General features: G+C 70.7%; 10 protein-coding genes. 3 read left to right on the top strand and 7 right to left on the bottom strand.

Annotation, left to right across the window (positions count from 1 at the left end):
* Positions 1 to 8 precede the first annotated feature (8 nt).
* Positions 9 to 1,727: an AMP-binding protein gene (locus DWQ67_RS05740; protein ID WP_121484646.1), complete on the top strand. Its 1,719-nt coding sequence runs from the start codon at positions 9 to 11 to the stop codon at positions 1,725 to 1,727.
* Positions 1,728 to 1,815: 88 nt separating this feature from the next.
* On the opposite strand, the gene DWQ67_RS05735 is transcribed toward DWQ67_RS05740, so the two are convergent.
* Positions 1,816 to 2,418 (bottom strand): NUDIX hydrolase, encoded by a 603-nt coding sequence (locus DWQ67_RS05735; RefSeq protein ID WP_121484645.1) that lies wholly within the window; start codon positions 2,416 to 2,418, stop codon positions 1,816 to 1,818.
* A 185-nt stretch (positions 2,419 to 2,603) separates the two neighbouring features.
* On the opposite strand from DWQ67_RS05735, the gene deoD reads away from it, so the two are divergent.
* Both deoD and DWQ67_RS13740 read left to right on the top strand, forming a co-directional pair.
* Positions 2,604 to 3,311, top strand: a complete 708-nt coding sequence (deoD, locus tag DWQ67_RS05730) for a purine-nucleoside phosphorylase (RefSeq protein ID WP_121484644.1) — start codon at positions 2,604 to 2,606, stop codon at positions 3,309 to 3,311.
* 176 nt (positions 3,312 to 3,487) lie between these two features.
* Entirely contained in the window at positions 3,488 to 5,338 is a 1,851-nt protein-coding gene (locus DWQ67_RS13740) for a zinc-binding metallopeptidase family protein (RefSeq protein WP_158595382.1), read from the top strand.
* 124 nt (positions 5,339 to 5,462) lie between these two features.
* Here the strand turns inward: DWQ67_RS13740 and DWQ67_RS05715 are convergent, their stop codons facing one another.
* From DWQ67_RS05715 to DWQ67_RS05690, 6 genes are all read right to left on the bottom strand, one after another.
* Positions 5,463 to 5,969 carry a prepilin peptidase gene (locus tag DWQ67_RS05715; RefSeq protein WP_121484642.1) on the bottom strand — a complete coding sequence of 169 codons (507 nt, stop codon included), beginning with the start codon at positions 5,967 to 5,969 and terminating at the stop codon, positions 5,463 to 5,465.
* A gap of 231 nt (positions 5,970 to 6,200) precedes the next feature.
* Positions 6,201 to 7,403 carry a cysteine desulfurase family protein gene (locus tag DWQ67_RS05710; protein ID WP_121484641.1) on the bottom strand — a complete coding sequence of 401 codons (1,203 nt, stop codon included), beginning with the start codon at positions 7,401 to 7,403 and terminating at the stop codon, positions 6,201 to 6,203.
* Positions 7,400 to 8,275 (bottom strand): carboxylating nicotinate-nucleotide diphosphorylase, encoded by an 876-nt coding sequence (gene nadC, locus DWQ67_RS05705; protein WP_233555961.1) that lies wholly within the window; start codon positions 8,273 to 8,275, stop codon positions 7,400 to 7,402. Before nadC ends, DWQ67_RS05710 begins: the two co-directional genes overlap by 4 nt.
* Before the next feature lie 116 nt (positions 8,276 to 8,391).
* The gene (locus DWQ67_RS05700; protein ID WP_121484639.1) at positions 8,392 to 10,017 is read right to left on the bottom strand and encodes an FAD-binding protein; all 1,626 of its coding nucleotides are present in this window, start codon (positions 10,015 to 10,017) and stop codon (positions 8,392 to 8,394) included.
* Complete coding sequence (nadA, locus tag DWQ67_RS05695) at positions 10,014 to 11,270, bottom strand: quinolinate synthase NadA (RefSeq protein WP_121484638.1); 1,257 nt, start codon at positions 11,268 to 11,270, stop codon at positions 10,014 to 10,016. The genes DWQ67_RS05700 and nadA overlap by 4 nt, the downstream gene beginning before the upstream one ends.
* Positions 11,267 to 12,070: an NUDIX hydrolase gene (locus DWQ67_RS05690; protein WP_121484637.1), complete on the bottom strand. Its 804-nt coding sequence runs from the start codon at positions 12,068 to 12,070 to the stop codon at positions 11,267 to 11,269. The genes nadA and DWQ67_RS05690 overlap by 4 nt, the downstream gene beginning before the upstream one ends.
* Positions 12,071 to 12,230: the final 160 nt, after the last annotated feature.

Below are 12,230 nucleotides of genomic sequence, written 5' to 3'. Positions count from 1 at the left end.
CTGCCTGGGTGCATCTCAACGACACCCGCGCCTGGAATCGCTTCTACGCGCAGGGGACCCCCGTGGACATCGAACCGGTCACCGGTTCTCTCAATGACCTGCTCGACGCGCGTGTGGCGGAGTTTGGCGACAAGGATGCAGTCAGCTTCTTTGGCGCCACCACGAGCTATCAGCAACTCGGGGCATCCGTGGAGCGCGTGGCCGGGGCGCTGCTGGAGCTGGGCGTCAACGCCGGGGACCGCGTGGCCCTGGTGATGCCCAACTCGCCGCAGCACGTGGTGGCGTTCTACGCCGTGCTGCGCCTGGGCGCCATCGTGGTGGAGCACAACCCGCTGTACACGCGGGACGAGCTGGAGGCCCAGTTTGTGGACCACGGCGCCCGGATCGCGATTGCGTGGGACAAGGTGGCACCCACCCTGCAGTCCCTCTCGGAGCAGGCCCGCCCGTCCACGATCATCTCCGTGAACATCACGCGAGCCATGCCACTGGCCACGCGAGCGGCCTTGCGCCTTCCCATCGCCAAGGCACGCGAGTCGCGCGCCAAACTCACCGCAGCGGCGTCGGGCACTGTGCCCTTTGCCCGCCTGGAGAAGCACGCCCCACTGCCCGCCTCTCACCCGCGGCCCGTGACGACCGACGTGGCGTGCCTGCAGTACACCTCTGGCACCACGGGGCTGCCCAAGGGCGCCATCATCACGCACCAGAATCTGTGGGCCAACGCCCGCCAGGGTCACGCATGGATGCCGGACTTTCACCGCGGCACCGGCAGCATCTACGGCATGCTGCCCATGTTCCACTCCTTTGGGGTGCTGCTGTGCGTCATTTACTCCGTGGAGACCGCCTCACGCGCGGTGCTGTTCCCGACCTTTGATCCGGAGCTGGTGCAGGCCGCGGCCAAGAAGTTCCCGCCCACCTTCATCCCCGCCGTCCCTCCCATGTTTGACCGGCTGGCCCGCGTGGCCGGCCAGGGCAAGTTGGACCTGACCCAGGTGGTGTATTCCATCTCCGGCGCCATGACGCTGACCCCGGCCATCGTGAATCGCTGGGAGGAGCTGGCCGGCTCCATGCTCAATGAGGGTTTTGGCATGACGGAAACCAGCCCGGTTGCCCTCGCCAATCCCTTTGACAAGGCTCGCAAAATCGGGGCCATCGGCATCCCGTTCCCTTCCACGGACATCAAAGTCGTGGACGTGAAGGACCCCACACGGGAGGTGGCCCAGGGCCAGGTCGGTGAACTGCTGATCAGCGGCCCGCAGGTCTTCCAGGGCTACTGGAACCGGCCAGAGGACACCGCGGCGGCCCTGCTGCCCGGGCGCTGGCTGCGCACCGGCGACCTGGTGGTGCAGGACGAGGACGGCTTTGTGACCGTCGTTGATCGCCAGAAGGAGCTGATCATCACGGGCGGCTTCAACGTCTCCCCCTCAGAGGTGGAGCGCGTGGTCAACACGGTGCCAGGCGTGGCCGAGTCCGCCGTGGTGGGCATGGCGCGCGGCGGCGGCGCGGAGGTGGTGACGGCCGTGGTGGTCCTGGAGCCCGGCGCCACGTTTGACGACGCAGCCGCCCGCGCCACCGCCCAGGAGCACCTGGCCGAATACAAGCGGCCCGGCCGCTACCTGATCTGGGAGGAGCTGCCCAAGTCGCTCATGGGCAAGGTCCTGCGCCGCACCGTGCGAGACACGCTGATCGCCGACCGCAAGGCCACGCGCGCAACCACGCCGGAGGGTTAGGGACCCCGGGGCCTGCCCGGCCAGGGGGAGCCCCTAGCGCCGCTAGGCAGTTGAGGCTTGCGCCGCTGGGCAGTTGGGGCTTGCGCCGCTAGGCAGTTGAGGCTTGCGCCGCCGGGCGCCGCGCCTGCCCCTCGGAAACGAACCACGCGGCGTCGGACAGCGGGTGCTTGCCCGCCGGATCCGCGAAGCGCGGGTCCTGGGAACGCGCCCACTCGATGGCGCGGCGGTGCAGCGCAGGCACATCCTCCAGGTCATCCACGGAGCGCCATTGCACCGCCAGATTCTCGTCGTCGTTCACGCGCGCCTCCCCCGACAGCGCCTCAAGCGCCATCACCACGTCCAGGTATTGGGCGTGATCGCCGTTGGGATACACGGTGGGCTGCGTGGTTTGCACGCCCACCAGCCGCAGGGCCCGCGCGTGCACGCCGGCCTCCTCCCAGACCTCGCGAACAATCGCGTCCGCCGGCTCCTCGCCCGGCTCAAGGATGCCGGCCGGGACCGTCCAGCGTCCGTTGTCGCGGCGCTGCACCAAGAGGACCTGCATGCTCGACGCCGCTGGGGCGGCTGCGCGCGCATCGGCACCTTCCGTGTGCGGCGCGTGGCGCAACACCGCACCCTTCACTCCCGGCATCCAGAGCGGCGCGTGGCCAATCTTCGCGCGCAGGTCCAGGACAAATTGCGGTGTGCTCATGCTCTCACTGTGCCATCAGGCCGGGCCCCTCGCACCCCGGCACCGCCCGTATTTTTGGCCTGAAGCGGCCCAAAACACGCCCGCGCCGTGGCGCGCCGGACCCCCACAAAGCGATATTCTGATGGACGCAACTTCTGGCCTGCCCCGGGCCTGGAATCTGCACCGTGACAAAAGGAGTCCTCCCCGTGCCCACCCCGCATATCAGTGCTGAGACCGGCGATTTTTCCCCGCTGGTTCTGATGCCTGGTGACCCGCGCCGCGCCCGTCGCATAGCGCAGACGTTCTTCACCGATCCCCGCCTGGTGACCGAGGTCCGCGGGATCGAGGGGTGGACCGGCACGGTGAACGGCACCGAGGTCTCCGTCATGGCCTCTGGCATGGGCATGCCGTCCATGAGCATCTACGCCACGGAGCTGGTGCGCTTCTACGGCGCGCAGCGCATTGTGCGCGTGGGCACCGCTGGCGGTATTGCGGACGAGGTACAGCTGGGTGAGTTGGTCATTGCCAACGCAGCACACACTGATTCCTCCATGGCAGACTTCCGCATTCCCGGAGTGCGCTTCTCCCATGCTCCCGCCTATGATCTGCTCTCCGCAGCCGTGGATACCGCCCGAGCCAAGGGCATTTCTCACCGAGTTGGCTCCATTTTCAGCTCCGACACCTTCTACTCGGATCGCCCCGAGCAGACCCGCGGTTTGGCCGATCATCACACGCTTGCCGTGGAGATGGAGGCGGCAGCGCTCTACGGAATTGCCGCGCGCGAGGGCATCGAGGCACTGGCGGTCTGCAACATCACCGACCACCTGTTCCGCGAGGAATCCATGACGGCGCAGGAACGCGAGACGCGCTTTGAGCCCATGGTTGAGGTGGCCCTCGGCGCCCTGATGCGCTGACGTGCCCATCCCTGACGTGCGAACGCGCTGAGCCGCGGTTCCGCCCGCCCCACCTTCTTGGGCCGCTCCTCTAGGGCCTCTTTCCTGACATACCCCGGCCTTTCGTGCGTGCCGCCGCCCGGCTACGCCTGTGCCCCCCCCCCCTTTGCTGTTCATCCCCTCCCCCGAAGGACCGCATGACCCCCCTGCCTGCCCAGTCCCCGCTGCCACCTCAGTCCCCCCTGCCAGACGGCCGCTCCGGCGACGTCAAGGTACTCCGTGCCGCAGCGACCGGTCCGCGCAAACGCACCTTCGCCTCCCCCTTCCGTTCCGGCCGCCAGGTGGCGCTACCGGAGTCTGAGGTGAAGGCTGAGCCGGACATCCTGAGTGAGCTGGAGGACCTCGCGGACGGAGTGCTTCACTCCGAGGACCTTGCCGAGCCGTCGGCCCCGGCGGCCGGCCCGGCCTCGGCTCCCAGCCCCGCCAAGACGGTGCGCAAGCGCCCGGCGCGCTCCGCCAAGGCAGCAGAGCCCTCACTGCCCGACGACGCGCCGGTCGCCTCCCGCACGAGCCCTCGCGTGGTCGCTGCCCCTGTTGCCTCAGTTGCCTCAGTTGCCTCAGAGTTGAGCCCGCCCGCATTGAGCGAGGATGAACCAAGCGCCGCGGAGCTCAGTGCCGAGGAGGCGCTGCTTGACCACGACTTCGTCGACTTTGAGGCGGAGCTCGAGCTGGGCTTCGGGACCGACCTGGAGGCAGCGCTGGATGTGGCCTTGGGCCTCGAGACGGGCTCCAGCACCGGAGCCGAAGAGTCGCACCCAGTGCCCGAGCCTGCCGAGCCTGCCGAGCCTGCCGAGCCTGCCGAGCCTGCCGAGCCTGCGATCACCCTCACCCCCTCCGACCTTGCCTTGCACTCACGCGGCGCGGACGCCGCCACATGGCTGGCCGGACGCGTGGGCCATCGCATGGACGAGGCACTGGCCGCCGCCAACCGCGATCTGCTGGCCATGACGCCGTCGGCCCAGGCCAACGGGACGCACCGCACGCCCTCGCACCAGCGCGCTGCAGCGGTTTTGCTGCAGCACGGCTTTGGGCTGGATAAGCGCCAGCCCAGCGTGCGCACGGCGTTCTCTGCCACGGCCGGGCCCAACGCAGGCGGCCCCACCGCTCTCTTTGTGATCGAGGACGGGGCCCTGCACGGGCCAAGCACCGCCCCGAGCGCCGACGCCACCAGTACGGCCGCCACCCACGCCGCCGCCGTGCTGGGAGGAGCCCTGGCGCTCGCGGCCGTGGCCCCGGGCCTTGGGCTCACGGTCAAGGTGCTTGGAGTTCCCGGCAGCGAGGATTCCTCCGCCCTGCGCTCTCTGGTGAGGGACGGCTTCCTGGACGGGGCCACCGTGGTCCTCACGGCGCGCGGCGGCGAGCGCGCCCAGGTCGGCGCCAACCCGCCGGCGGATCGCCAGTGGGACGTGGTCTTCACCGGGCGCGCGGCCTCGGCCACGGGCGCCGGGACCCTCGCGGGTGACGCGGCGGACGCCGTCGTGCTGGCCCGGACCGCCATTGAACTGGCCCTGCGCCACGTCCCACAGGGCGCCACGGTGCAGGTGGACGAGTTCCCGGCGAGCCCCGCGAAGGAGGGTGCGCCGGAGCGAGCGGGCCTGCGCGTGCGACTCCACGGTGCCTCGCCTGATGTGCTGGATTCCACCGCGGACCGCGTGCAGTCCTGCCTGGAGGCCGCCGTGCTTGGCACCGGAACGCGCATGAAGCGCACCGTGACCACGCCGTCTGATAGCGGTCTGCGCCAGGATTCGGTGCTGGTGGGGGCCTACCGCGCCGCGGCGAACCGTCGCGGCCAGGAGGTGGAGCTGGTGGCCAGCACGGCGTCGTCCACCGGATTGGGCCTGGTCTCGCAGGGCGTGCCCACCCTGCACCCGTCGGTGCCCCGCGGGTCGGGGAGCACCGCTCACTACGCCCTGCTCGACGCCGCGTACGGCCTGGCTGTGGCGGCGGCGGCCGGGTGCCTGGCTGGGACGGCGCGCGACTCGGCGTAGGCGCGGCGCAAGCGCGGCGCAAGCGCGGCAGGCGGGCGTGGTGGGGCGCGGAGCGCGGAGCGTTCCCTGGCCGCCCGCCCCTGGCGCTGGCACCGACACTGACACTGCAACGGACACTGACGCACTAGACGCACAGGGCCAGCGCGGTGCCAAGCAGCAGGGCCGGGCCGAAGGCGATGTGGGCGCGCCGGTCGCGCTTGATGAGCAGCACGACCGCCGCCTGGACGCCCGCGAGCAGGATGGCCACGGTCGCGGCCAGGAGGACATGTCCCCAGGAGAGGCACCCTGCTATGGCGCCAAGCGCGGGCACCATCTTCACGTCGCCAAAGCCCAGCCCGGCCGGGGCCAGTAGGTGCACTAGCAGGAACAGCGCGCCCGCTGCCAGCGCGGCCACCAAGGTGCGCAGGCTCCGTCCGGGGTCCCCCGCGAGCAGCCCGGCTACGACCAAGGCCGGGATCACGCCCGCGTTCAGGGTCAGCACCCAAGGGTTGGGTAGGCGATGGGTTCTGGCGTCGGTCACGGCGAGGACGGCGCCGGCCACCAGGAAGACCGCGCACGCCAACGCGACCAGCACCAGGGCCACCAGGTGCCCCGGTCCCCCATGTGTCAGCTCCCCCGCTAACTGCAGCATGGGTAGAAGCTAGCCCAGTTCGGCGGCCCGTGGGGCTGAAGGGCCCGGCCCTGTGGAGAACTCAGGCGCGGCGAAGGGCACCGTGCCGTCGGGGGTGCGGCGGACCGGCGCGCCGTGGGGGGCAAACCGTGCGCGCAGGGCCGGTGCGGCCCATCCCTCGAACGGGTCCACCCCTCGTGCCAGATCTTCCCCTTCTTCTTGGATCCGCCGCTTCTTCTTGGGGCCTGCCCCTCATCGACCCGCGTTGGCCCCGCGACCGGCCACGGCCAACACCGACTCCACGACGGCGCCCGCGGCGGCCTCGAGATCCGCCGCAGGGGCGGACGGGGAGAAGGACAGCCTCAACGCACCCAACGCCGCGGGCGCGTCCCATCCCATGGCGGTCAACACCTCGGAGGGCTCCGACGAGCCTGCCGCACACGCCGAGCCAGAGGAGGCCAAGACCCCGCGTCGCCCCAGCTCAATCAGCACCGACTCCGCGTGCACCCCGTCAAAAACAAAGGACACGATCCCGGGCACGCGCCGTTCCGCGTCCCCACTCAAGGAGGCCTGCACCACTCCCGGGCCACCAAGACCACCCAGGGCGCCCGCCAATCCGCCAAGCACCACTCCCGCCATCCGCTTCCCGGGCTCCTGCCCGCACGCTGCGACGCCGGACGCGTACGCCGCCACGTCCTCGGCTGCCGCTTTCAGGGCCAACGCGGTGGACACGGCCCCGGGCACGTTCACGGTTCCGGAGCGGCGGCCGTCTTCCTGCCCGCCGCCGTCCAGCAGGGGCTCCAGCTCTATTCCGCGCCCCAGCGCAAGGAGCCCTGCCCCCTTCATCCCACCCAGCTTGTGCCCGGAGACCGCCAACGTGTCCGCCGCCGCGGCCAAGTGCTCTAGGCCAAGCCACGTACCGGCCTGAACCGCGTCCACGTGCACCCGCGCGCCGGCGGCGTGGGCCAACCGAGCGACGTCGGGCACCGGCTGCACCGTACCCACCTCGTTGTTCACCGCCATGAGCGCCACCAGCGTGGTGTCGGGGCGCAGCCGCGCCGCGACGTCCGCCGGGTCCACCACGCCGCTGAGCCCCACCGGAATGGTCTGCACCTCAAAGCCGTGCCAACGGCCCAACTGGGCGGCGGCTCGCAGCACGCTCGGGTGCTCGATCGCGGACACGAGCACGTGCCGCCCACGCGGCCGGGCCAGCGCCAGCCCGTGCAACGCCATGGCATTGGATTCGGTCCCGCCGGAGGTAAAAATGACCCGCCCCGGCCGCACCCCCAAGGCCTGCGCGGCCACGGAACGCGCCCAGTCCAGCGCGCGGCCCGCCGCCTCCCCCGCCTCGTGATGGCTGGCCGGATTGCCAAACTGTTCCGTGAAGAGCGGCAGCACGGCGGCGAGGATCTCCGGGCGGACCGGCTGGGTGGCCGCGGCGTCGAGGTGAATCATGGCCGCGGCGCCTCCAGCTCGGCGGCGCCCGGCTCGGCGGCGCCCGGTTCCTCAGCCCCCGCCTCAAAGTCCAACCCCAGGTCCAGCGCCCGCACCGAGTGCGTGATGGCGCCGGAGGAAATCACGTCCACCCCGGTCCCAGCGATGGGCCCAATCGTCGCCGCCGTCACCGTCCCGGACGCCTCCACGATGGCCCGGCCGGCGATGTGGCGCACCGCCCGCGCTGTGTCCGCCAGGGTGAAGTTGTCCAGCATGATGGTGTGCACTCCGGCCGCCAACACCGGGTCAATCTGCTCAAAGCGGTCCACCTCCACCTCCACGTGGACGGTGTGCCCCCAGCGGGCCCTGGCCGCGATCAGGGCCCGGGTCAGGTCCTCCCCGGATCCCAACAGCGCCAGGTGATTGTCCTTGGCCATCACGGCTTCAGAGAGGTTGTCGCGGTGGTTGGAGCCGCCGCCGCAGCGCACGGCGTAGCGCTCCAGGACGCGCAGTCCAGGGGTGGTCTTGCGGGTGTCCGCGACGCGGGCGTGCCCTCCGGACTGGCGCACCAGGGAGACCAGTTCCGCTGTCGCCGTGGCGATGCCGGAGAGGCGCTGGAGCAGGTTCAGGCCCACCCGCTCTCCCAGCAGGACTCCGCGGGCGGGGCCTTCGACTCGCGCCAGGACTGCGCCTGCGGGGAAGGCCGCACCATCTGCTAGCAGGAAGTGCACTCGGACCTCCGGGTCGGCTTGGCGCATGGCCTCGGCAAAGACGTTGGCGCCGGACAACACGCCCGGCACACGCGCCACCACGGCGCACCGCGCGCGGGCGCCGGCCGGGACCAGGCCCTGCGCCGTGACGTCGCCGTGCGGGGCGTCCTCGGCGAGCGCCATCGCGACGATGGCTTCCACTGCGGCGCGCGGGGGCTGCGCAAGGGGGAAGGATTCAGTGGCGGGCCCGTTGCCCGACGCCGCGTGGCCGGGTTCTTTCCCCGGGGGCGGTTGGGCGGTCATCGCGCCACCTCCTTGGTGTGGGTCTGGTGGATGGAGTTGCGTCCAGTGGAGTGCTGGCCGCCGTTCTGCGAGCCGCCGTGAAGGTCATTCTGAGCGGTGGGATGCGGATTGATCAGGGTGATTGTCGAGCCGGGCCTGGCACCGCCACGGTCCGTGCCTGCGGTGTCCACGCGGTGGTGTGCGCCAAGGGATCCCTCGCGATACAGGGCAGCGGTGGCGACGAGACGGGCCGCGATGGACTCTGAGGAGGCGCGGGCATTTCCTGGCGCTTCGGACTGGCCCGGCCGCTCCAGCTCGCGCAAGGCCACCCGCAGTCCGGCCTCGTCGCGGTCCACGCCGAGCCTCGCATCCGCGATGGTCCGCACAGCCTGCAGCGGCGCCCCGCATCCTTCGTCCAACTCCACGGGCAGGGGATCCGCCAGGGCCAGCGACCCCGCCTCCAGGTGCCGTCCCGAGCCGACGGTCGCCACCGCAGCGAGGCCCGTGTGCACCGCCTCCAGCAACGAATTAGACGCCAGTCGGTTGGCGCCGTGCAGGCCGGTCCGGGATGCCTCGCCCACCACCAATAGCCCGGGTACTGTGCTGCGCGCGTGCTGATCCACGGCCACGCCGCCCATCCAGTAATGCTGGGCGGGGCGCACGGCCACAGGCCCTCGCTCCAGGTCGAGTCCGGCGCGCTCCAGGGCGGCGGTGACGGTGGGGAACCTGCGGGCCAGGAATCCGGGCCCCCGCCTCTCAACGATGGGGGCGGCGTCTAGCCACGCCCCGCCTTGGGCCGCGGCCACCCCGCGCGCCACCACATCGCGTGGGGCCAGCTCCGCGCGCTCGTCCAACGCCAGCATGAAGCGTTGGCCGTCGGCGTCCCGGAGCACTGCGCCCTCGCCGCGCAGTGCCTCCGTCAGCATGAAGCCGGCCTCGGCGCTGTACGTGGGGTGGAATTGCACCATCTCGGCGTCCGCCAGAACCGCGCCCGCGCGCCAAGCCATCGCCGCGGCGTCGGCAGGGTTGGGGTGGCGTGAGGTGCGCGTCGCGTAGACCCCACTGATGCCGCCACTAGCCAGGACCACGGCATCCGCCCGGATCCGCGCGCCGTCCGGCAGCAGCACGCCGGTCGCGGCGCCGGCCTGCACCAGCAACCCTGCGCCGCGCTGGTCGCCGCGCAGCTCCAACCGGCCCTCGTCTTCAAGACGCAGGGCGTGGCGCAGCACGGCCTGGATGATGCCCGCGCCGGTGGCGTCGCCGCCGCAGTGGGCAATGCGCGCCGCGGCGTGGGCGGCCTCCCTGGTCAGCGCCACGCTGCCGTCCGGCGCGGCGTCCCACACCGTGCCCCAGCGCGTCAGCGTCGCCACGTGGTCCGCGGCCGCAGAACAGATCGCGGCGACCACGGCAGCATCGCCGTGCAGGGCACCGGCCTCCAGCGTGTCCGCGACGTGGGAGCCAACCGAGTCTCCGGCGGCCACGCCAGCGGCCGTCACGGCACTGAATCCGCCCTGCGCTTGGACGCTGGCGGAGGCGGCGCACGCGGCGTCGTCCAACAGGGTGACGTCCACGCCTGCCTCTGCCGCTGCGATCGCGGCGGTCAGGCCGGCCAGCCCGCCGCCCACCACCACCAGGTGTGTCATCGCGGCTTCGCCGCCAGCATGCGATCCAGCGCCACGCGCGCATCCGCGGCCGTGTCCGCGTCCACACTGATCCGGTTCACCACGCGACCGGCCACCAGTTCCTCCAGGGCCCACGCCAGGTATCCGGGGTGGATGCGGTACATGGTGGAGCAGGGGCACACCACCGGATCCAGGCAGAAAATGGTCTTGTCCGGGTGCTGGGCTGCCAGGCGGTTGACCAGATTGATCTCCGTTCCGATTGCGATGACGGCGCCGGGCTCCGCCGCTTCCACCACGCGGCGAATCACATCAGTGGAGCCGGAAACGTCCGCAGCCTGGACCACTGGCAGGGGGCACTCGGGGTGCACCACCACCTGCACGTCCGGATACTGTGCGCGGGCCTTCTCAATCTGTGCCACGCTAAAGCGCTTGTGCACGGAGCAGAATCCGTTCCACAGGATCACCTTGGCTGCGTCCAGCTCCGCTTCTGTGTTGCCGCCCAACTCCTGGCGCGGCTTCCACAGCGGCATGGCCTCCAGAGGGATCCCCATGGCGTGGGCGGTGTTGCGACCCAGGTGCTGGTCCGGGAAGAAGAGCACGCGCTGGCCTGCCTCAAAGGCGCGCTCCAGGACCGTGGCGGCGTTGGACGAGGTGCAGACATATCCGCCGTGGCGGCCCACAAAGGCCTTCAGTGCGGCAGAGCAGTTCATATAGGTCACGGGAATGACTGGCACGCGTCCACTCTCATCCGCCTCAGTGCCATACACCTGGGTGAGCGCCTCCCAACAGGCCTCCACATCCTCCTCATTGGCCATATCCGCCATGGAACAACCGGCGGCCAGATTGGGAAGGATCACCGATTGCTCGGGGCGGGAAAGAATATCCGCGGTCTCCGCCATGAAGTGCACGCCACAAAAGACAATCGCCTCCGCGTGCGGGTGCTCCAGCGCGGCGTTGGCCAACTGAAACGAGTCGCCAACATAGTCGGCGTGCGCCACGATTTCATCGCGTTGGTAAAAATGCCCCAGCACCACAACGCGGTCTCCGAGTTCCACACGCGCCGCGTCGATCCGCGCGTGCAGCTCGGCATCGCTCGCGTCCGTGTATTCCTGAGGGAGCGGCCCCTGCCGCGGTGCGGAACCCGGGATGTGGTCCGCCCGGCTGGCACCGGGCCCATAGCCCGGGTCCAGGTCAATGTCCCATGGATTCGCGGTGAGTTTGGTGTCGCAGGAGGATGCACCGGGACGGGTCAGATTGAGCTGGACGCTGGTCATGAGGGGTCCCCTTCCGGGTCCGGGATCCCCGACGGGTCCCGCTGGCTGATGGCTGTGTAGAGGCGGGGTGGGCGGTTGCGCACTCCGGTGAGGACCTCGCCGCTGTCCTCAATCCCGCCGCGCGCGAGCACGGTGCGGCGAAAGTTGGCCGGGTCCAGGGCCTGGCCAAGGACCGCCTCGTAGACCCCGCGCAGCTGGGCCAGCGTGAAGCGCTCCCCCAGGAGCCGGTGCGCCACATCGGCGTACTCGACCTTGGCGCGCAGCCGGGCCAGCGCATATTCCACGATCCGGCGGTGATCAAAGGCCAGGCCGGCCAGCACCTCGGGATCGTCGGCGGGAAACCAGGCCACATCCGGATCGCGCATCAGGTCCAGGTCGGACTCCGCGAAGCGCACCAGCGCCCAGTAGACAACCGAGACCGTCCGGGCGCCCTCGCCGCGGTCCGTGCCGCCAAAGGTGTAGAGCTGCTCCAGTAGGGTCGGGGCCAGCCCAGTGGTCTGCAGTAGGTTGTTGGCGGCGGCGGTGCGCAGCGAGGTATCTCCGCGCAACGGGCCACCGGGCAGCGCCCATTGGTTCAGGTATGGCTCCCGGCGCCTGCGCACCAGTGGAATCCAGAGCCGGGGGCCTGCGCCGCGCTCGGCACTTTCACCAACACTCGGAGGCGACCCCGCGGCGTCGGCCCCGACGCCCCGGCCCAACCCCGCGCCGTCGCCCGCCGGGGAGCGCAGCGTGAACACGACCGTGGAGACGGCCAGGGGCGGGGTGCTCGCCTGGCGTTCGCTGACGTTGGCCCAGTACATCTAGGACCTCCTCCGCTGCGGCTGGGACTGGATCTCTGAGAAAACTACTTAGTGTCGGATTGACTCTAAGTGCAAGCATACTCCTCCCCGACCCTCGCCGCGGCTTCGGTCACGCACCCCCGCTTCGGCGCCCTCAACGTCCAAAACGGCGGCAAGAATC

The organism is Galactobacter caseinivorans, from assembly GCF_003640665.1.
Classification (GTDB): Bacteria; Actinomycetota; Actinomycetes; order Actinomycetales; family Micrococcaceae; genus Galactobacter; species Galactobacter caseinivorans.
The sequence above is the reverse complement of the archived record's forward strand: the minus strand, read 5'-3'. Positions and strand labels throughout refer to the sequence as shown.

Excerpts from the sequence above, each read along its gene's own strand:
- DWQ67_RS05690 (WP_121484637.1), bottom strand. The coding sequence starts at position 12,070 with ATGTACTGGGCCAACGTCAGCGAACGCCAGGCGAGCACCCCGCCCCTG.
- DWQ67_RS05700 (WP_121484639.1), bottom strand. The coding sequence starts at position 10,017 with ATGACACACCTGGTGGTGGTGGGCGGCGGGCTGGCCGGCCTGACCGCC.
- DWQ67_RS13740 (WP_158595382.1), top strand. The coding sequence starts at position 3,488 with ATGACCCCCCTGCCTGCCCAGTCCCCGCTGCCACCTCAGTCCCCCCTG.
- DWQ67_RS05715 (WP_121484642.1), bottom strand. The coding sequence starts at position 5,969 with ATGCTGCAGTTAGCGGGGGAGCTGACACATGGGGGACCGGGGCACCTG.
- DWQ67_RS05710 (WP_121484641.1), bottom strand. The coding sequence starts at position 7,403 with ATGATTCACCTCGACGCCGCGGCCACCCAGCCGGTCCGCCCGGAGATC.
- DWQ67_RS05735 (WP_121484645.1), bottom strand. The coding sequence starts at position 2,418 with ATGAGCACACCGCAATTTGTCCTGGACCTGCGCGCGAAGATTGGCCAC.
- nadA (WP_121484638.1), bottom strand. The coding sequence starts at position 11,270 with ATGACCAGCGTCCAGCTCAATCTGACCCGTCCCGGTGCATCCTCCTGC.
- nadC (WP_233555961.1), bottom strand. The coding sequence starts at position 8,275 with ATGGCGCTCGCCGAGGACGCCCCGCACGGCGACGTCACGGCGCAGGGC.